This is a genomic window from Apibacter sp. wkB309, from assembly GCF_002964915.1.
Lineage (GTDB): Bacteria > Bacteroidota > Bacteroidia > Flavobacteriales > Weeksellaceae > Apibacter.
The window spans coordinates 25954-45971 of the sequence record NZ_PSZL01000022.1 but is presented as its reverse complement, the minus strand read 5'-3'; the positions used below and the strand labels follow the sequence as shown (position 1 = coordinate 45971).

At 31.3% G+C, this 20018-nt stretch carries 23 protein-coding genes and 1 pseudogene; 6 read left to right on the top strand and 18 right to left on the bottom strand.

Annotation, left to right across the window (positions count from 1 at the left end; translation table 11 throughout):
• Window positions 1-156 precede the first annotated feature (156 nt).
• A pseudogene (locus tag C4S75_RS10230) lies at window positions 157-318 on the top strand (hypothetical protein); the annotation flags it as partial.
• Between the two features lie 894 nt (window positions 319-1212).
• Here C4S75_RS10230 and C4S75_RS06040 read toward each other — a convergent pair.
• Together C4S75_RS06040 and C4S75_RS06035 are read right to left on the bottom strand one after the other, a co-directional pair.
• A complete protein-coding gene (locus tag C4S75_RS06040) occupies window positions 1213-1965 on the bottom strand; it encodes a 2-oxo acid dehydrogenase subunit E2 (protein ID WP_105297412.1) in 753 nt (250 codons plus the stop codon).
• Between the two features lie 11 nt (window positions 1966-1976).
• Window positions 1977-2192, bottom strand: a complete 216-nt coding sequence (locus C4S75_RS06035) for a hypothetical protein (protein WP_105297411.1) — start codon at window positions 2190-2192, stop codon at window positions 1977-1979.
• A gap of 1232 nt (window positions 2193-3424) precedes the next feature.
• Here C4S75_RS06035 and C4S75_RS06030 point away from each other — a divergent pair.
• The 5 genes from C4S75_RS06030 (at window position 3425) to C4S75_RS06010 (ending at window position 8230) form a co-directional block, all read left to right on the top strand.
• On the top strand, window positions 3425-4477 hold the full coding sequence (locus C4S75_RS06030; RefSeq protein WP_105297410.1) for an alpha/beta fold hydrolase: 1053 nt from the start codon (window positions 3425-3427) through the stop codon (window positions 4475-4477).
• 302 nt (window positions 4478-4779) lie between these two features.
• Window positions 4780-5433: a response regulator gene (locus C4S75_RS06025; protein ID WP_105297409.1), complete on the top strand. Its 654-nt coding sequence runs from the start codon at window positions 4780-4782 to the stop codon at window positions 5431-5433.
• 279 nt (window positions 5434-5712) lie between these two features.
• The gene (locus tag C4S75_RS06020) at window positions 5713-6129 is read left to right on the top strand and encodes a LexA family transcriptional regulator (protein WP_105297408.1); all 417 of its coding nucleotides are present in this window, start codon (window positions 5713-5715) and stop codon (window positions 6127-6129) included.
• A gap of 1 nt (window position 6130) precedes the next feature.
• Window positions 6131-7393: a Y-family DNA polymerase gene (locus tag C4S75_RS06015; RefSeq protein WP_105297407.1), complete on the top strand. Its 1263-nt coding sequence runs from the start codon at window positions 6131-6133 to the stop codon at window positions 7391-7393.
• 54 nt (window positions 7394-7447) lie between these two features.
• Entirely contained in the window at window positions 7448-8230 is a 783-nt protein-coding gene (locus C4S75_RS06010; RefSeq protein WP_105297406.1) for a GIY-YIG nuclease family protein, read from the top strand.
• Window positions 8231-8740: 510 nt separating this feature from the next.
• Here C4S75_RS06010 and C4S75_RS06000 read toward each other — a convergent pair.
• The 16 genes from C4S75_RS06000 to C4S75_RS05925 are packed head-to-tail and all read right to left on the bottom strand — an operon-like array spanning window position 8741 to window position 20017.
• Entirely contained in the window at window positions 8741-9397 is a 657-nt protein-coding gene (locus tag C4S75_RS06000; protein WP_105297404.1) for an ATP-binding cassette domain-containing protein, read from the bottom strand.
• 8 nt (window positions 9398-9405) lie between these two features.
• Window positions 9406-10083, bottom strand: a complete 678-nt coding sequence (modB, locus tag C4S75_RS05995; protein ID WP_105297403.1) for a molybdate ABC transporter permease subunit — start codon at window positions 10081-10083, stop codon at window positions 9406-9408.
• Between the two features lie 4 nt (window positions 10084-10087).
• Window positions 10088-10852, bottom strand: coding sequence for a molybdate ABC transporter substrate-binding protein (gene modA, locus C4S75_RS05990; protein ID WP_105297402.1), 765 nt, complete (start codon window positions 10850-10852; stop codon window positions 10088-10090).
• Window positions 10853-10867: 15 nt separating this feature from the next.
• Complete coding sequence (moaCB, locus tag C4S75_RS05985) at window positions 10868-11776, bottom strand: bifunctional molybdenum cofactor biosynthesis protein MoaC/MoaB (RefSeq protein WP_105298130.1); 909 nt, start codon at window positions 11774-11776, stop codon at window positions 10868-10870.
• Between the two features lie 17 nt (window positions 11777-11793).
• Window positions 11794-13053 (bottom strand): alginate export family protein, encoded by a 1260-nt coding sequence (locus C4S75_RS05980; RefSeq protein WP_105297401.1) that lies wholly within the window; start codon window positions 13051-13053, stop codon window positions 11794-11796.
• A 32-nt stretch (window positions 13054-13085) separates the two neighbouring features.
• Window positions 13086-13775 (bottom strand): MOSC domain-containing protein, encoded by a 690-nt coding sequence (locus C4S75_RS05975; protein WP_105297400.1) that lies wholly within the window; start codon window positions 13773-13775, stop codon window positions 13086-13088.
• 4 nt (window positions 13776-13779) lie between these two features.
• A complete protein-coding gene (locus tag C4S75_RS05970; protein WP_105297399.1) occupies window positions 13780-14217 on the bottom strand; it encodes a molybdenum cofactor biosynthesis protein MoaE in 438 nt (145 codons plus the stop codon).
• Between the two features lie 12 nt (window positions 14218-14229).
• A complete protein-coding gene (gene moeB / locus C4S75_RS05965; RefSeq protein WP_105297398.1) occupies window positions 14230-15315 on the bottom strand; it encodes a HesA/MoeB/ThiF family protein in 1086 nt (361 codons plus the stop codon).
• A 20-nt stretch (window positions 15316-15335) separates the two neighbouring features.
• Window positions 15336-15566 carry a MoaD/ThiS family protein gene (locus C4S75_RS05960; protein ID WP_105297397.1) on the bottom strand — a complete coding sequence of 77 codons (231 nt, stop codon included), beginning with the start codon at window positions 15564-15566 and terminating at the stop codon, window positions 15336-15338.
• A complete protein-coding gene (locus tag C4S75_RS05955; RefSeq protein WP_105297396.1) occupies window positions 15556-16128 on the bottom strand; it encodes a molybdenum cofactor guanylyltransferase in 573 nt (190 codons plus the stop codon). Before C4S75_RS05955 ends, C4S75_RS05960 begins: the two co-directional genes overlap by 11 nt.
• Before the next feature lie 2 nt (window positions 16129-16130).
• A complete protein-coding gene (locus tag C4S75_RS05950) occupies window positions 16131-16454 on the bottom strand; it encodes a winged helix-turn-helix domain-containing protein (RefSeq protein WP_105297395.1) in 324 nt (107 codons plus the stop codon).
• On the bottom strand, window positions 16442-17635 hold the full coding sequence (locus C4S75_RS05945) for a molybdopterin molybdotransferase MoeA (protein WP_105297394.1): 1194 nt from the start codon (window positions 17633-17635) through the stop codon (window positions 16442-16444). Before C4S75_RS05945 ends, C4S75_RS05950 begins: the two co-directional genes overlap by 13 nt.
• A 38-nt stretch (window positions 17636-17673) precedes the next feature.
• Window positions 17674-18657, bottom strand: a complete 984-nt coding sequence (gene moaA / locus C4S75_RS05940) for a GTP 3',8-cyclase MoaA (RefSeq protein ID WP_105297393.1) — start codon at window positions 18655-18657, stop codon at window positions 17674-17676.
• Window positions 18650-18922, bottom strand: coding sequence for a hypothetical protein (locus C4S75_RS05935; protein WP_105297392.1), 273 nt, complete (start codon window positions 18920-18922; stop codon window positions 18650-18652). Before C4S75_RS05935 ends, moaA begins: the two co-directional genes overlap by 8 nt.
• Before the next feature lie 4 nt (window positions 18923-18926).
• Window positions 18927-19433: a Rieske (2Fe-2S) protein gene (locus tag C4S75_RS05930; protein ID WP_105297391.1), complete on the bottom strand. Its 507-nt coding sequence runs from the start codon at window positions 19431-19433 to the stop codon at window positions 18927-18929.
• A 14-nt stretch (window positions 19434-19447) separates the two neighbouring features.
• Window positions 19448-20017: a 4Fe-4S dicluster domain-containing protein gene (locus C4S75_RS05925; protein WP_105297390.1), complete on the bottom strand. Its 570-nt coding sequence runs from the start codon at window positions 20015-20017 to the stop codon at window positions 19448-19450.
• Between the last annotated feature and the right edge of the window lies 1 nt (window position 20018).

Below are 20018 nucleotides of genomic sequence, written 5' to 3'. Positions count from 1 at the left end.
AGGGCAAACTTCCGTATAAATAATAATAATATTTTAATAAGTTAGATTGAATTTATAACTCATGTAAATTATCAAAAAAATAATAAATATACTTTTATTGTTATAAGTGTAAGATCCTATAGTGCCCTTCTTGACAGTTAAAAAGCCTGTCGTACCTATCATAATAAAACACTTAAAGATATTTTACAGGAAGCTTTTAAAGAATATACCGGCTCCAAAGTAGATTTTATTTACCAACCCAATAAAACGGAAATAATCTCTTATACCATCAGTTACAATGAAAACCTTTATAAATTTATTCAAAGGCTGGCTAAATGATATGGAGAATATTTATTCTGGAAAGAATCACAACTTGTTTTTGGTCGTGGCAATCATAAAACATCTAGTTTTTTACCATTTAATCTTGTTAAGAAGCTATTAAAACAGCTGGATAAGAAACAATGATTTTAGCTTGAGCGGAATTCCAACTTTATAAGATTCGGGCATTACAAAAAATATTTACCAACGGTAGCGGCTCCAGCGAGGGAATCAATCCTTTTAAAATATTCTCCGGCAAATCTAAAAAGGAAAATACTGCACTAACATCAAAATTTTGATGGATTCTTGTATCAAAATTAATAGTTGTATACGCCTAAGGAAACTTAGAATTTACCGATTGTGAAGATGAATGTTTTTTTATAGTTGCCGTTTTTCCTCTGTTTGAAATTGGATATACCCATCGGCATATCTCGGATTTAAATTAATTCTGTCTAAGGTCCATTCCTGATAATGGCATATGTGCTTTTAATTATGCTCTTCAACCATCGATCGGGTCTTCTGTTTGTTTACATCCCATACTCGCATTCCATTTTTTTCCCATTGAACCAAGTTATACATTTCAGTGTTGTCTGCTTCATTAACAAAAAATTCTGCCGAAAATTCATTATTGGAGTAAATGATTAATTCGTTTACATTATGAAATCTACTGTACTAGTTTTTCATTTAATAATTAGGTATAAATCGGCGTCTAAATAAATCGTCCGGGTGTATAACATTATTAGATTTATAGTAAGGTTAAATTTGAATCTTTCTTTATAAGAAAAAAGTTTCAAACAAATTTGTAGAAATAGTTAGCCAACATGCAACTATAATATTTAAGCCAAATTAAAATTTTTCCCTAATTCACTTCCTTTTTCTTTTCTGTTGTCGTTTAGATCAAATGTTTATTAAAAGTTATTTAAAATTTTCAATCTTACTCTTTATTTCACTTATAAAATCGGTTGCTAAAGTACTATTAAGTACATGTTCTTCAAAAGTCATGGTTAAATTCATAATAACTTTATAAAACTTTTCATTATTTTTTATGATCGGAATATTTTTTAACTTATCTAAACTTATACTCATTGTTGAGTTCAAAAATAGGGCTTCTGTAACTAAATCTTTATCTTTTAGCGAAGTGATCATAAAACTTCCCTGAATCCGGTGTCTTTTAGCTAAATTGTGATATGACAGATAAGAAATTAAACGTCTCAAATATTTAGGTTGATTTTCTATTAATCTGGTTTCTTTAAAAAAGATGGAAGTCTTATAATCAGAAAATTTACATTTATCTATTATTTCTTGAATTTCTTCAAGAGTTTTTTTATCTGAATTTTTAACCACACAAGGCATAACCTTATTTTCTCCATTAATCTTTCTGTCTAACATAAATTTTGCATTTATGGATTCGTATTCTACCACTTTCGGAAAAAATTTGGAGCGTTTGATGGCTATATTTAGTTCCGGAAAACATCTTAATACATCTGATATTATATATATCATATAAGCAGTATAAGAAATTTTTTTTCTTGTATTGTTATTTCTATGCTCAACGAGATTAGTACCATCTACGGGTACTGTGAGATGGATGGCATTTATTTTTTTGGTATATTGTAAAAAACTATATACTCCCTTAATTTGTCGTGAAATAGGCTTTATTGGGTTCATTTTTTTATTATTTAAATGTTAGAATCTTTTAGCGATAAACTCTTTACATTCTTTATTAATAAAAAATATTTATTTGAAAATATCTTTACTCCTTTTTCAACATACGCAACTATCTCTAATGGAAATAAAGAATTCCATTTTTCACCTATTTGTGGTATTGCTCCAAATATGACCACTTTGTATAGCAATCCTTGCAAAAATTCACCTAATTTTTGAGTTTTATTCATAAGTATTATTTTTTAATAGTTTAAATTTAGTTTTATTGAATTTCGAGTGGTTAGCAGATTCTCTTATTTATTATTTATTTTTTTCTCATATCATTGTGTATTTTTTTTATTTTAAGCCATATATGAATTAACTAACGAACCTGTTTTTTGCCGTAAAAACACATTCAATCTAATCCTAGTAATAACAGGAAAATTTTTCCGTAATTATTTTTTTAAAATAAAATAGTTTCATTCACTACTGCGTTCCCTATATTTAGGATTATCTATCTTTAAAAGAATAGCACCTATTTAATTTCTATTTTTTTATAATTCTTATTGAAATCACCTATATTCTATCTGATATGAGCAAATCAATACTACATAAATGTCTTACTTAATTTTTACATTTCAAGTCGGATATACTAAATTTATGGCTGATTATATATCCTTTATATTATCATGATATGTGATGTCTTCTATTTATAAATAATAATTGTTAACGCTTTTGATTAAATTTTTAATTGAATTAATCGAATTAACCTACCGGCTAACATGCCTTTCTTTTAGAATTTAAATAATTACTTTTTGATATTAATTTCATTAAATTATATTTTATGTTAGTATAAATCAAATATATGAAAATAAATATAGAATATTTTATTTATTTTTCATTTTTTTAATATATATAAGTTATTTATACATTTTAAAATATAAAAATAGTTTTATTTACATATACTTATTTATATATAATAAATAATATAATTTAATTTTTTATTTAACAAAATTGTTTTTTTTATAATTAATTTATAAAAAAACAATTATTATGTATAAAATATAATACTTCTCTATAAAATAAAAAAAATATATATCAATAATATATAAATAAATACATTAAATAAAATTATATAAATTTTAACTTGTATATTTTTTATTAATTTTAAAATAAAATTATAAAATTTATATGTATTATTGCGTAATAAATATTTTAATTTTAAAATGATTTATATGAATGTTCATAAATTAATCCCTATGGATTAAATGTGTATTTAGTCAGTAAACTTATTTTATCTAACATGATAAAATTGTATTATCTTATTTATAGTTATAGATTTTTTTAATAAAACCAATTTCTAAAATTAAGCATACATTATATACTGCCTAGTAAGGAGTAATTATTTATACCAACCGGATACGATTAAAATAATTACGATAAATATTATTGAATAAATATAATTTAATATATAAAAATGAAAATGAAAAATAAAATTATCTTAGCTTTTTTATGTTTATTACTTAATAGTATTAATTTATCTGCCCAATCGTTATCAAATTCTAAAAAAGATATCTACAAAACAGGATTCCGTGAAATAAATATAAATGATTATTTAAGACCGCTTCAAATTGCTTTGGTATATCCAACCTCGGCAAAACATCCCATTGCAAGAATTGGAGATAATGAATATATCATCGGTGAAAATGTAATTTATGATGCGAAAATATCCGATAAGAGCTTTCCTTTGGTTATTTTTTCTCATGGACTGAATGGGTCTTGGGATAATCATATTTGGTTAGCTGCAGCTTTAAGTAAAAGGGGATTTATTGTGGCAATGCCTAATCATCCCGGAACTACCTTGCAAGATATGGATCCGCAACTTGCTCGAGATATGTTAGCCCGTCCGGAAGATATTCGTCGTACAATCAGTTATTTATTGGAAACTAAACAATTTTCAGATCATATAGATGCTAATAATATCTCTATTATCGGGCATTCTTATGGAGGATGGACTGCAGTGGAAGCTATTGGCGGTAAATCTTCTGCTAAAGTTTTCAAAAAAGAATGCCGTAAATATCCCATCATGTTAGCTTGTGACGTTTTTAATGAGCAAATGAAAGGTTTGGATGAAAGATCAGATTTTCTAAAATTAGATAAAGACATGAAAGATCCCCGTATCAAAAGAGCAGTAATCTTAGATATAGGATTTGGCCGCATGTTTATTCCATCCAGCTTATCGGAAATAAAAATTCCGGTTTTAGTCTATTCCGCCGGACCATTTGTAGAAAGAATACCGGCAGAACTAGAAACCGGTTATTTAACTAAATATCTACCGGAAAAGACTTCCAAACACATAGTTTTAAATAATGCTACCCATTACAGCTTTATGGCTATCTGCAGAAAAAATGCAATAGAACTATTTAAAAAAGACAGACCGGATCAAGTTCCTACTTGTGAATTTGACACGAATGAGCGTGCAAATATTCATACTCAATTGATTAAGCAAATAAGCAGTTTCTTAGTAAATAATTAGAAGCTTTTAAAAATTTCATAAATGGCAAGGCTGTTAAAACTATTTAATAGCCTTGCCATTTTTTATATATACCATTTCAATAAGATTAGTAAAAAATTACCGATAATTATATATAAGTTACTTAATCTTTAAAAAACATGACTTAACTTTTATTGCTGTTATGATATCCACAAAACCCTTTTCCTTATTTCGTTTTTAATCTCTACTAAAAAAGTGTAAAATTTTATCCCTGAATTTTAAAATAATAATCTTATTTTTGCAGGCAATACAAAGACAACAACACAACACTAAAAAGTTTTATTATGTTTGAAAAGATTCTTATTGCAGAGAATTTCTCTAACGATAATTTTGCTGTTAAAAAGATAGTTGAAGAACTAAATATTCCTCATATTGACCAAGCAAATTATTGTGACGATGCCATTTCTAAAATTCGAAAGTCTTTTTCTAATAATTTACCTTATGGACTATTAATTACAGACTTAACATTTGCCCCTAATCAAGAACATGTCATTACATGCGGGGAAGAACTTATTAAAGTAGCCAAAGAGGAATTTCCCGATCTTAAAATTATTGTTTTTTCCATTGAAGACAGACAGCCTATTATTAATTCTTTTTTTGAAAAATATAATATAGATGCTTTTATAACGAAAAGCGCAGAAAGTGCAAAAGAATTAAAGAAAGCTATAGAAGATGTATATGAAAATAAAATATACCTGTACTCCAACAAATCTCAAAAAGGCGGATTATTTGAGTTCACAAACAACGACCTGGAATTAGTACGCCTATTATCGGTTGGTATGAATGTGCCTGAAATTTCAGTCAAATTCAAGACAGAAAAGGTATATCCCAACAGTGAAAGTTATTTAAATAAAAGATTGGTATCGATTCGACAACATGCCGGAGCTGCAACTACTTTACATTTACTTACTTTATTTTCAGATTGGAACTTAATATAAATCATACGGTGAAATTTATTAAAAAATATTTTACAATCTAATTGATTTATTTTCAATTATATATGAAAGTTTAATGCATATATTCATGAAATCCATCAATTAAACAGTAAATATCCGATCCCTATATCCTTTCGGTATATAAATGATTGTTGAAACAGTTAGCACCTCATAAATATGCCTTTATTTTATTAAGGATATATCATTGATATTATCTAAATATCAATCAAATTGCTATTTTATCGCTTCTTTTTAAGCATAATTCATAATAAATTTGCATTTATGAAGCGAAAAGATAATTTATCTTTATGGTTTGCAGGAGACATCAAAGCCGGATTTCCTTCGGCAGCAGATGATTTTCACTTGGAACGAATTAATTTGAACGACGAATTAATAAGAGATCCCGAAACCACTTTCTTGGCACGTGTAAATGGGGACTCTATGAAAGATATGAGGATTTATAACGGAGATCTTATTATCGTGGATAAAGCATTGGAACCTAAAAACGGCAATATTGCCGTATGTTATATAGACGGGGAATTTACATTAAAAAGATTAAAGGTAGTAAAGGAAAAAGGAATAGTAAAAGAAATTATTCTCCTGCCGGAAAACAAGGAATACGAACCGATCCGGGTTACTCCTGATCAAGATTTTATTATTTGGGGAATACTTACCCATACTATTATAAAATTTTCATAGCATGTACGCTTTATTAGATTGTAATAACTTTTATGCTTCTTGCGAAAGAGTGAGTAATCCCTCTTTAACAGGTAAACCTGTTTGTGTGCTTTCAAATAACGACGGCTGCGTAATTGCCCGTTCCAATGAGGCAAAGGCCCTCGGCATCCCTATGGGAGCTCCTGCATTTAAATATGAAAAGGTATTTGAAGAAAATCAAATATTCCTCTATTCCGCCAATTTTCCCCTGTATGGTGATTTAAGTAACCGTGTAATGAATATCATCGGGCGTTATTGCAAAGAAGTTGAAATATATTCTATCGATGAAGCATTTATGAACTTTAACGGCTATATGCAATTGAATTTGCGGGAACATTGTTTAGATTTAAGAAAATATATACTTAAAGGAGTAGGCATTCCTACCAGCATAGGAATTGCTCCTACTAAAACACTTGCCAAAGTAGCTAACAGGATAGCCAAAAAATACCCTGAGCAAACCCATAATGTATATGTTATTGATTCTCCCGAAAAAATTGAAAAAGCACTCAAATGGTTGCATATTGGAGATATATGGGGAATTGGAAGAAGATTAAACAAACGATTTCAGGCAAAAGGTATTCGTAAAGCCTATGAATTGGTTAATCTTCCGGAAACATTTATACGTCAAGAAATGGGAATAGTAGGAATCCGCATGATTAATGAATTAAAAGGAATTCCTCAGCTGGATATAGATTTGCCGACTCGTAAAAAGTCTATTGCCACTACCCGCACCTTCGATTACATGACCGACAAACTAGAAGATTTAAAAGAAAGAGTAGCTACCTTTGCCGTAAAATGTTCAGAAAAATTACGCGCACAACAAAGTTGTTGTAATTATGTGACTGTATTCCTGCATACAAATTCCTATAGAGGCGATTTAATTCAACATCACCCCGCTGTTACTTTAACGCTGTCTAATCCCCACAATTCAGCTATTGAGTTAAGTAAATGCGCTCAAAAGGCATTGGAAACCATATATAAAAAGGGGTATCAATACAAAAAAGCAGGAGTTATTGTTTCCGGTATAATCCCTGAATCGGAAAGACAAATTTCTTTGTTTGATGAGGATTATTACCTGAAACACCAACCTATTATGAAGATTATGGATAAGTTGAACCATAAATACCATGAAGATAAACTGAAATTGGGTTGTCAAGATATTAAAAGGACTTGGAAGATGAAGCAGACCCGACTTTCTAAACGTTTCTCTACCGATATGAGGGAACTTATACAAGTTAAGGTATAAGGAATATCCGGCTAAATATCATCCGATGATAATTTTATAAAAAACAGAGTGAATATGCGTGAGGATTTAAAAAAGATGGTTACCGATTTACCCACCGTTCCGGGAGTATATTATATTTATACCCATGAAGAACGATTGATTTATATCGGAAAAAGCAATAATATCAAAAAAAGATTAAGCCAACATTTTACCTGTACCGACCGCAAATCGGTAAAAATACAAAACTTTGCTTCCAAAGTCAGGTATGAACCTACAGGAAGCGAATTAATTGCGCTGCTTATGGAATCTGAGGAAATAAAACACCATAAACCTATTTATAACAGAGCGCAAAGGCACAGCATTTTTTATTATGGTTTATATCCCGAAATAACTCCAGAAGGGTATATATCTTTACAATTGAAAAAAATAGATAACCGATCACAGGAAATTAATTCTTACTTGAGCTTAAAGCAAGGAAAAGAAGATTTATTCCGCATTACGGAAACTTATAAACTTTGCCAAAAAATAAACGGATTGTATAAATCCAAGGCCCAATGTTTCCAATATACGCTACACGAGTGTTTAGGCGCCTGCGTTAATGAAGAACCCGTAGATGATTATAACAAGCGTGTGCATCAATATTTAGAAAAAAATTCTTTTCCACAAGAAACCGTATTATTAAAACTTCCGGGAAGAACAAAGGATGAAAAGGGATTAGTTTTAATTGAAAACGGAATTTATAAAGGATTCGGATTCTGCCCGAAAAGATCTCGAAAAGATCCTTTAACGTTTATTATGCCTAAATCGGATAACAAAGATGCGAGAAGAATTTTAAGAAGTTATTTGAAAAAACAATAAAACAGGTTTACTACAAACCTAAAAATTTTGTTTTCAATCAATTATTATTTTCACACCGATAATGTACCGTATTTTTTACCCCTGTTAAATACAGACAATTGTTTACGTTTAATAGATCGTTTTTAGCGTTATATTATTTTACCTAATAATCATTTTATTTTAAAAAAATTTTCAAGATATCTTTTATAAATTTTTACATGAAAAATTAATAAAAAAATAAAAATCATACTAGATAAAAAAGTAAACCATAAAGGCGAAAAAACTATCAACCAAGACCACTCTATAATATTTATAACTTTTAAAATAATAAAAGTAATTGTAAAAAATCCCGGCAAAGAAGAAAGAAAAATTAATAGTTTCATTTATCTAGAAGTTAGTTTTAATTTTTCAATTATATTGTGAAAAATTTATTTAGTGCACACAAAGATACAAATTTCTAAAAAAATATACGAATTATAATAAAAATACATTTATTTTATACAAAAAGATAAAATAAAATATAATATAATATTAAGAATTCTTGATAAGTCGAATTTGATCGTATTCCATATATAAAACACACTGAGCCATTTTATTAACTTCGTCTTGATCGTGAGAAACTACTAAGGTAGTAGAACCAAAAACAGCATGTGCCTTTAAAATTTCATTTTGAAGTTTTATTCTCATCGTTGAATCTACAGAAGACAAAGGTTCATCCAGAAGTAATAGATCCGCTTTTTTAGCCAAAGTTCTTGCAAGAGCAGTTCTTTGTTTTTGTCCTCCTGAAAGTTTATCAGGTTTCTGATTTCGTAAAGCATCTAATCCATAAGACTTAATTAGAGTATCTACCCATGCTTTATCTTTTACTTTATTTTGTGCAAAAGATATATTTTCTTCCACCGTCATATTAGGAAATAAAGCATAATCTTGAAACATGAAACCTATGTTTCTTTTTTGTGGACTTAAATTTATGTTATTTAAAGAATCGTAGAAAATGCGATCTCCTACTTGAATTATTCCCCTATCGGGTTTTGTTAAACCGGCAATCATTCTAAGAAGTGTAGTTTTTCCTATTCCCGAAGGCCCGGAAATACATATTAATTGATTTTCGGGAAGTTCAGTTTGGACAGATAGAATACGACTTCCTTCCGAGGTTAAAATTCTATATTCAATATCAATATATATCATTAAGAAAATTATATAGTTTTAATTTTAAAACCTTTATTAATGCTATAAATGAGAGTAAGCAATATAAATGAAATTAAAAATAAAATAAATGAATATTGATTTGCGGTTTTATAATCTAATGCTTGTACCTGATCGTATATGGCAATAGAAGCTATACGAGTTTCACCGGGGATATTTCCCCCAACCATTAACACAATACCAAATTCTCCTATACAATGCGCAAAAGTTAATGCTACACCTGTAATAAGAGAAGGCTTTATATTAGGTAATAAAACTTTGAAAAATGTAGTTGTTTTGGATTTTCCTAAAGTATAGGCAGCTTCTCTGTAACTTACAGGAAGAGACGAAAATCCATTTTGAAGAGATTGTATCATAAAGGGCAAACCTGCTATAATACTTGCTATAATTATGCCTTCAAAAGTAAAAGCTAATCTGGTATTAAAATGTTTCTCTAAAAAAGCGCCCGGCATGTTTTGGGGACTAAAGGCCACCAATAAATAATAACCCATTACCGTGGGAGGAAGAACTAAAGGCATACAGATCAAAGCTTCTACCAGGGGTTTTATTTTGAAATGCGTATATGCCAACAGGTAGGCAACCGGCAACCCTATAAACAATAAGAAAACGGTTGATAGAGTTGCCAACTTACCTGTAAGCCAAAGAGTGTTTATAAAATCTTCGCTCAATTAATTAATCTTTTTTTGCTAAACCGTATCCGTATTTTTTCCAAATATTGTCACATTTGGAACTGATAATATAATCCAAGAAACGAGAAGCTTCACCGTTCTTTTCCCACCCGTTTATAAGTACGGCAGCCTGTGCTATCGGTGGACATATATCTTCCGGTAATACATAATAGTGCCCCTTATTTTTCATTTCAGGTGCTAAGGCCAGCGATAAAGCAATAAACCCTATTTCTGCATTCCCTGAAAATGCATATTGAGCCGTCTGATTAATGTTTTCTCCCCATACAATACGTTTACTTATTTTATCGTATAAATCCTCCTTTTTAAGTGCATTAACAGAATTTAAACCATAGGGAGCATTGTCCGGGTTAGCAATAGCTATTTTTTTAACTTCCGGTAACAAAACGGCTGACAATCCTTGCGATAAATTCAATGTAGAACTCCACATGGCTACTCTTCCGTAACAATAGTTAACTGCCGATGCAGAAGTTAATCCTCGATCTTCTAATTTGCCGGGAAATTTAGTATCTGCAGACATAAAGAGATCAAAAGGGGCTCCATTAATAATTTGTTGGGTTAGAGTTCCTGAAGATCCATAAGTAATTTGGAGATCTGCGCCCGGATAATCTTTAAGATATTGTTCTTTAATTTCTTCCAGTACATATCTTAAATTAGCAGCAGCGGCAATAGTAGCTTTACGTTCTTTTGTACAAGATATTAAGCCGAATAAAAATAGTAATATCGGCAAAAAAACTAGCTTACGTTTCATGATTATATAAAATTTTTAGTGTTGTGCTCCTTCAATTATTTTGAAAATATGCAGTATCGAAGGAAAAACTGCATCCATAGATTCTTCTGCTCCTTTGGTAGAACCCGGCATAGTAATTACTAAGGTATTTCCGATTAATCCGGCTATGCTTCTCGATAACATGGCTAAAGGCGTTCTGTTTTGCCCATAGCTTCTTATCGCTTCTGCCACTCCCGGAATTTCTCTTTCCAGTAAAGGTTGAACCGCCTCAGGGGTAACATCCCTCTTTGATAATCCGGTACCGCCGGTTACCAAAATTAAATTTACGCCTTTACGGTGATATTCTTTAATTTTGGTTTGTATATCCTCTTTTTCGTCCGGAATAATTTCATAATCGGAAACATCTACTCCTATGGTTTGAAGTTTTTCCATAATTACTTTACCAGCACGGTCTTTTTTATCACCCTTAGAAATGCTGTCAGAACAAACCAATATGGATGCAGTTAATGGTAAATCAAATGAATTGCTTTTATCTGATTTTCCTCCTCTTTTTTCCAGTAATTTAATTTGTTGGATTTCGACATTCTTATCAATGGGTTTAAGCATATCATACATCGTTAGAGCAACTACCGATGCCGCATGCATAGCTTCCACTTCAACTCCTGTCTTATAAATGGTATGTATTTCAGCATAAATATAAATCTCTAACTCTTTCATTTCATAGGTTATGGAAGTATATTCTATGGGCAACGGATGACAATCCGGGATCATGTCACTTGTTTTCTTTGCCGCAAATAAACCGGCAACTTTTGCCATTTCAAAAATATTTCCTTTGGGAACTTTGTTATCCTTAATAGTTTGAATAGTTTGTTGAGATCCCACCTTAACCACAGCTTGAGCTATGGCTTTTCGTAAAGAATTACTTTTATGCGTTATATTTACCACTTTTTTATTTATTAAAATTATTTTTCTGCTTTGGTTGAAAAGAATACCGGTTTGAAAGTAATCATGATATAAGCCCATTGTGGAAACTTGGTATCAACTCCCAATTGATCTTTTAGTATTCTTGTTCCTTTGTTTTTCATATAAGTACTCCAACCTGCTTGTAAAGATAATGTTTGAGAAACTGTATAATCTGCCAATAAATCTATTTCAGATCCTATACCTTTGTTATTTCGGTTATCCATTTTTTCAGCAGTTGAAAAAGTATGGAATCCTCCGTCAAAAGTTAATTTTGAATTAGCTTTTACAGACATTCCACCGTATAAATCAAGTAACCCTTGCTTAGGTAAGGTTGCCCAATACTCCATAGATCCATTAAAAGAATGGTTAGCTCCATAAAGTTTATTAAAGGTGTGATCTTTAGATTTTGATAACGTGGATTTGGAACCTGAATAATAATCAACCCCTACGTTAGCTGAAATGAAATCGGAGAATCTGTACTTAGTTTTCAATGCTAATAAAGATGCATCTAATTTACTGTCAGACCTGTCATATCCAAACTGGTAATATCCGGTTGCATAAAATGAAAAAGGAATGCTGCGATCATCTAATCCAAAGTTAGCTCCTACTGTATTTCTAAAGATAGAAGTTTTTACTTCTTCAGGAACATTTCCTTTTTGGAAACCTTCATTTACCCATATGGCAGAAGCTGTAAATTTTCCAATTGGTTTATACAACCAAGTATAGAATAATGATTTATAACTTTTGTCATACACAGATTCATAAAGGACATCTGCTGCATTGTTCCAACCTCCTCCGACATGTGCTTTAAATTTAGAGGTTTCGTATTTTAATTTTAAAAGGTCATGTGCATTAGGGGTATTGCTCCAGTTACCGGATGAAAAAAGACGCTTGTCGTCATATTCTAATATTTGACGTCCTAAAACTCCTGAAAATTCAGGGGTAAAGAAATATTCTGCCCAAGCTTCGTATACTCCTAAATTATTTCCGGTTTTATTTATTCCATTTGATCCGTACGTTTCCGTATCTTGTAAAGTAATTTTTACTTTATAATCTTTTTCAGAATAAGTAGCACCCAATCGTACCCTTAAGTTATTCACATAAGCAGCATCTAAAGAATCTGCCAAAGGCTTACGAAAACCACTTCTTAATTCTCCTCTGGTTCTCAGTTCTCCGTCAATTTTAATTTTCTGTGCAGTTAAGAGACTTAAACTCCCTAAACTAAAAAACAACAAATACCAAATTTTTTTGTGTTTCATAAATTTAATTTTAGTTAATAATTAATTTTTCTCTATTTAAACAATCGTTTTTCCCAATTTTCAATAGTTCCATTTTCTAAACGATTGCTAAATATTTTTTTCCAACTTAGTGCTAATGATTTTATCTTTAATAATTTGTTTAAAATTTCCTTATCTAAACAATTTTCTTTTTTATATAGAATAGTTAATAAATAGGTTAAACTATACTCGGGGTATGGCCGATCTATTAGCTCAATAGTATCTCCTTCTTTCAAACTTCCTTCTTCCAATACACGATAATACCATCCTGTTTTTAAACTTTCTTGTACTCTAAGCGACATATCACTGCATTGAAAATGATAGTTTAATTTCCAACACGGTTGTCTGGCTTGACTGACTTCTAAAACACAGCTGCCGATTTTATAAACATCTCCGATCATAACCGTTTCTTCGGTCATTCCTAATGAGGAAATATTTTCGCCGAATGCTCCTGATTTTTCTAATAAAGGAAGTTCAGGCAAACACGTTTTCCAATATTCATAATTTTCAAAGGCATACTGATGTACCGCTTTTTCTTCTCCTCCATGGTTGATCTTATCACTCTGTTCATCATTAATTAATCCCAATTTGGATACCTTTTGTGAATCAGTAACTTTTTTTTTGTTAATGGCGCTTTGATATTCTGTGTTAGCCAAGCGTTGTATTTTACCCGCATGTAAAGAGCTAATTAAAGGTTTTTTCATGGTTTTATTGTTTGTTTTCTTTCCATTGGTAGCTGTTATCGCTAAATATTTCTTTTCCCCAAATGGGAAGTTCTTTTTTTATTCTTTCAACTAATTCGTCACAAGCCAGCATAGCAGGTTTTCTATGTTTAGATGATGTAAAAACAAAAAGACAAATTCCGCCTTTTTTTACTAAACCGAGGCTATGATATACATGCATGCACAACAAATCGTATTTAGAAAATATTTCTTCCCGTAATTGGGAAAGTTTTTCAACAGCCATTTCTTGATAGGCGGTAAATTCTATTCCTTCAACTTCCTTTCCTTCAACTATATCAGCTCTAACCTGTCCTAAAAAAATACTATGTCCTCCAATATCTTTTTTATGAGTATGGCTTTGAATACTTTCAGAAATAAATTCTGCGGGTATAGCTCCCTCTAAAAATGGATATATTTTTTTCATATAATTCTCTATTTAAAAAATCGTGTCAATTCCGTTTCGAATATGCCATATAGCTTTATTGGGAAACAATTCTTTGGCTATCTCGACAGCTCGGCTGCTGCGTATTCCCGTTTTACAAACAAATACAATTGTGTCATATTTTTCAAGAATAGGTATATTATCTTCAATCTCAGACAACGGAATTTGTATATGTTCGAAACCGGAAATTTTGGGTAGTTCATTTTCGTTTCTTACATCAACCAGTATCGATTTTTCATTGGAAAGTACTTCTTCCAACCGGGTAAGATTTTCAATTTCATTTTCGGATGAAAAAATTCCACAACTACATTCATAATCGACAGCTTTAAATTCATCTTCATTTTTTGGAGTTGAATTTTTTTCCGACTCGGCAAAATTAATAATTCGAGTACTATAATACAAGATGTTAAATATCATTAATTTATGTACTAAAGGTTCTCCGATACCTGTAATTAATTTTATAACTTCTTGGGCTTGTATGGTGCCAATTATACCCGTAAGGGTGCCTAAAACCCCTGTCTCATTGCAGGTTGGAACTTCTGAAGGTTTGGGTGGATCAGGAAATAAATCTCTGTAATTGGTTTTCATTTTATCTTTTTCCACATTGAAAACAGAAACTTGACCTTCATATTGATAAATGGCTCCATATACTAAGGGAATATTTTTTAAGGTACAGATATCATTAAGAAGGTACCGTACCTGAAAATTATCTGTACAATCTACAACGATTTCATAAGAATCTATAAGTTTACATACGTTTTCTGAAGTAACCTTTTTCGTGAAGGAGGTAATTTTAATAGTTGAGTTCATTTCTTCAAGCCTTTCTTTTGCTGCTTCCGATTTAAACTTTCCTATATCGCCTTCTTTGAATAAAATTTGTCTATGCAAATTGGTCAATTCAACAGTGTCATAATCAACAATTCCCAATTGTCCAACTCCGGCTGAAGCTAAATATTGAAGCACGGGGCAACCCAATCCTCCCGCTCCCACCACCAAAACACGAGACTTACAAAGTTTATTCTGGGCTTCCACACCAAATCCGGACAAAATTATTTGTCTGTTATATCTTTTAAAATCCATCGATTGATTAAATTAAATTTTTATCCTCCGGAATATGGCGGAAGTAAAGCTATTTCTGCACCTTCCGGTATCGGGTCTGATTCTTTTGCATTTTGGTTATTAACAATAATCAAATAATTTAAAGATTTTAATTCAGGAAAATAAATTTCCAATATTTCTTTAAGTTCTGAAACAGTATTAACCTTATCATTTAGTTGATATTTTTCATTCTGAAAAGTATCGGTTAATTTCCCGAAAATTTTAATATTCATATTGTTTTAAAATTTTTTCGATTTTCTTAAATTCTTCTTGAGTATTTATATTTGAAAAGATATCTTTTTCAATTATCTCAGTTAGGTCCATTACTTTAGATTCGGATTCTATAATAAATTCCGTCAATTTTAATTGGTTATCGGCTAGTTTATCTTCTATAAATTGTAGTGCATCATAAGTATATATTCCAAACAATGGTTGAATTCTTCCGTTATAACTTGCTATGGTGGCTAAATTAGTACTGAGGTTGTCAACTAGATAATTAATTGCTTCGGAAGTAATGAAAGGCATATCACAACTTACAACAAATACATCTTTTTTTGAGTGATCTAATGCTGCATGAATTCCTCCCAATGGACCTTTATTTTTAATCTTATCTGGAACCAATTCTAAACCGAATTGTTTATATTCTTCTTTATCCGTATTAATTTTAACCGAAGGAAAACATTGGGATAAAACTTCAATACTGTATTGTATTATAGGAATTCCGTTTAGTTTTTTTAAACCTTTATCTTCTCCCATACGAGTACTTTTTCCTCCTGCAAGGATATAAGCTTCCATTGTTATAAAGTTTTGGTTTTAAATAAATTAAACTGGCCGTTTATTTTTTTATATTCTTCCACAATTTTTTTTCCTTCTTTAGTCAAGAAAGCACCGCCTCCATTTTTACCTCCCAGATTTTTAAAAACCAGTGGTGTACTGGAATATTCGTTCATTTCTCTTACCATTCCCCATGCTTTTCTATAAGGTATGCCGATTTCTCTGGCCGCCGCGGCTATAGATCCGGTCTCCTCGATACTGTTCAATAGTTCGGCCCGTCCCCTGCCTATTTTTAAGCCGTGGGTAGTTTCTAACCAAATATATCCTTCTATTTTTAAATTCTCCATACTGTAACTTTTTCCCCTTGACGGATCATTCTTTCCTCTCCCGATATTTCCACTATACAATTCGCACTACTGAATGAGTTCATTTTATAGGATTCTTGAGAGGATGTTATGCTTACCTCTCCATTTTCTAAATGCCCTTTTAAAAAATTAGTGAGTTTATTTTTTTTGTTAAAGTCGTTTATCAACTTAGCATCTTCATAAGAATTGAAAATATGATTTTCCCCTTTCAATCCTTTTATAAAGGGACGAACATATTGATAAAAACACGTTAAAACGGATGCGGGATTACCGGGTAAGGCAAATACATAATGTTGTTCTTTTTTACCAAAATACAGTGGTTTACCCGGTTTTTGCTGAATTTTATAAAAAAGTTGATGTATCTCTGCTCTTTCTAAGCTTTCTTTTACATAATCATAATCTCCTACAGAAATACCTCCTGTAAGCAATAATACATCAACTTCCGCTATTCTTGTTTGGATTTCATGAAATGTTTTTTCTTTATCATCAGAAACTTTTACTATAAATTCAACTGAAATATCCATTTCTTTTAAAGCAGATTGCAGCGTAATAGAGTTACTCTCATATATTTGTCCTTTTTTCAAAGGGGTTCCAGCCGTCACTAATTCATTCCCTGTAACGATAATACCAATTTTTGGTGAGGAAAAAACGTGTACCTTTTCAATTCCAAAACCTGCTAACATACCTATTACGCCCGGCGTGATCAATGTGTTTTCGGCTGCCACTAATTCTCTCATTTTTGTCTGAGAACCTTGGGGGCGTATATTATCTCCTTCTTGAAATTCTCCTTTTTGAATTAGTAATTTATTATTTTCAACGACAGCTTTTTCTTGCATGACTACTATATCTGCACCGATCGGAATCATTGCTCCGGTAAATATTCGAGCTGCTTCTCCTCTCTTTAATATTGGCAAATCAGTTTGTCCCGCTTGTATGACGTATTTAACCGTTATTTCATTTTTATCCACCCAATCTTGATAGCAAAAAGCGTATCCGTCCATCGCTGAATTGGTAAAATTCGGTACGTCTATGGGTGCATATATCTGTTTAGCTGTATACGAATGCAAAGAATCGCTCAAATTCTTCTCACGAATGGGACATTTAGTACGTATTTCGTTGGAAATAAGGGTTCTCGCCTCAGATACTGTTATAAATTTATTCATGTTTCAATAGGTTTTTTTTAGCATATCGAAAAGAAAAGTTAACCGCCAATTTTAATCATACTCCTGTTTTTAAGATATTCGGGATTTAATTTTATAAAATTTTCAAATTGACCTCCCATCTTTTTATGTTTGTGTTTTAGAAAGGATTGTATGAGCGGTTCAATATCTTCTCCTTTTCGTAAGGTTCCTAAAATATCAAATTCATCTTTTCCAAAGAGACAATTTTTCATTTTTCCATCAGCGGTAATTCTCATTCTATTACATCCTTGACAAAAGGGTTGACTCATGGTTGTTATGAAGGCAAAAGTTCCTTCATATCCTTTAACTTTAAATTTTTTGGTTGTATCGTGGTTGTGATCCCGGATTTTCTCATAAATAAAATGAGAATCTATTTCATCCAACATTTCGTCCATAGTAATAACTTTATTTTTTTCCCATTGATTTCCATTAAAGGGCATAAATTCTATAAAACGAACCTGTATTGGAAAATTTTTAGTTAATGAGATGAAATCTTTTATTTCGTCATCATTAACATTTTTCATTAGTACCGTGTTGAGTTTAACCTGAAAACCTCGGTTTACGAAAAGTAAAATATTATTCCAAACTTGAGAGAATGCATTACGTTTTGTGAGGAATTTAAATTTTTCTTCTTGTAAACTGTCAATGCTGATATTTACTGTATGCAATCCTATCTCTTTTAATAAATCCGCATACTTATGTAAAAGCACCCCGTTGGTTGTTAAATTCAATTCTACCGGTAAAGTAGACAACCTTTTAACTATTTCTTCAAAATCACGTCTTACCAAAGGCTCTCCTCCGGTAAGACGTATTTTATTTATTTGATATTTAGTAAACGTTTTAGCTATGTTGAAAATTTCTTCCGGACTCATTAATTTTCCGTAAGGCAAACACTGCATTTTTTCATTGGGCATGCAATAAATGCAACGGAAATTACAACTGTCTGTAAGAGAAATTCTCAAATAATTATGAATTCGATTATAACTATCAACTAGTTTATTCATATTTATTATTCGGATCTTTTTTTAGATTTTTAGGTGGTTCCGGTAAATATCTTAGTAAAAAGACAGCCGAGAAGAAAAGAAAAACCGAACCTCCAAATGTTGCCCACGCAAACGCCTGGTTATCATCTAACGCATTGTTCAATGCTCCATACATCATCCATACCTGCAAGGTTAAAATTAATATTAATATAACAATAATTGCAGACATTAATGTATTAATTTTATTTGAATTTGCTGAATTTTGAACTTCTTTGAAATTATTCATATTCTTAGGCTTTATCTTTATCTGTTACGTATACTTTTCCATCTCTTATTACAACAGACAGTTGCGGTAAGGGTCTTGGCGGCGGACCTTGCAATACTTCTCCTGTTTCGGGATTAAAAAACCCTTTATGACAAGGACAAACGATTTTATTTTGATCGTGATCATATAATACCGCACAAGATAAATGAGTACATTTTTGTTCAAAACATCTCCATTTATCTTCACCTAAATGTATAAGTATATAAGGTACTTTATGGTTTTCATTAATTACAAAGGCTTTCATCTTCCCAATAGGAACTTCTGTTGAATTACAAACAAAATATTCTTCATCCAGCCTTTTTTTAGGAAATAATAAAGATTTAGCAGCTATTGCACCGTTTCCTATAGCTAATCCACCGGATAGTAGGCATAAAAACTTTGCAAATTCTCTTCTTGAAACATGTGTTGCTTCATCCTGCTTTATAGGAAAATCTGTTTTCCAAATGGGTTTCTCTTTATCTTTTTTTGACATTTTCTTCAATATTATTAGTGAACTTTTAACTCGGTACTTCCTTTAGGCATCATAATATTTACTTTGGTAACTACTTCTTGTTTACCAAAAATAAACTTATTTACCGGTGTACTGTTCGGACGTTTTGCTTCTATTTCTTCTAAAGTTCCATAGAATAGTGCTCCACTTGGACAAACCGTTGCGCACATAGGTTTTAGCCCTGCACTGGTACGGTCGTAACACATATTACATTTCATCATTAGTTCTGCTTCCTCCATTTTTTTAGGTACTCCAAATGGACAAGCCATTACGCAGTTAGAACATCCGATACAACGGGAAGTATTCGCTGAATGTACCACACCGAAAGTATCTTTGGTTATGGCATCAGCCGGACAAACATTAGCACAAACGGGATCATCGCAATGCATACAAACCTGTACAGTGGTTTGTATGGTATGTTTACGATCAACATAATGGATATTGATCATACTGTCCTGTCCGTTAGTTTCACATTCAGCACACGCCATTTCACATGCATGACATCCAATGCACCTTTGCATGTCCACGAAAAAGCCTACATTTTTATTATATTCTGTACTTACCATA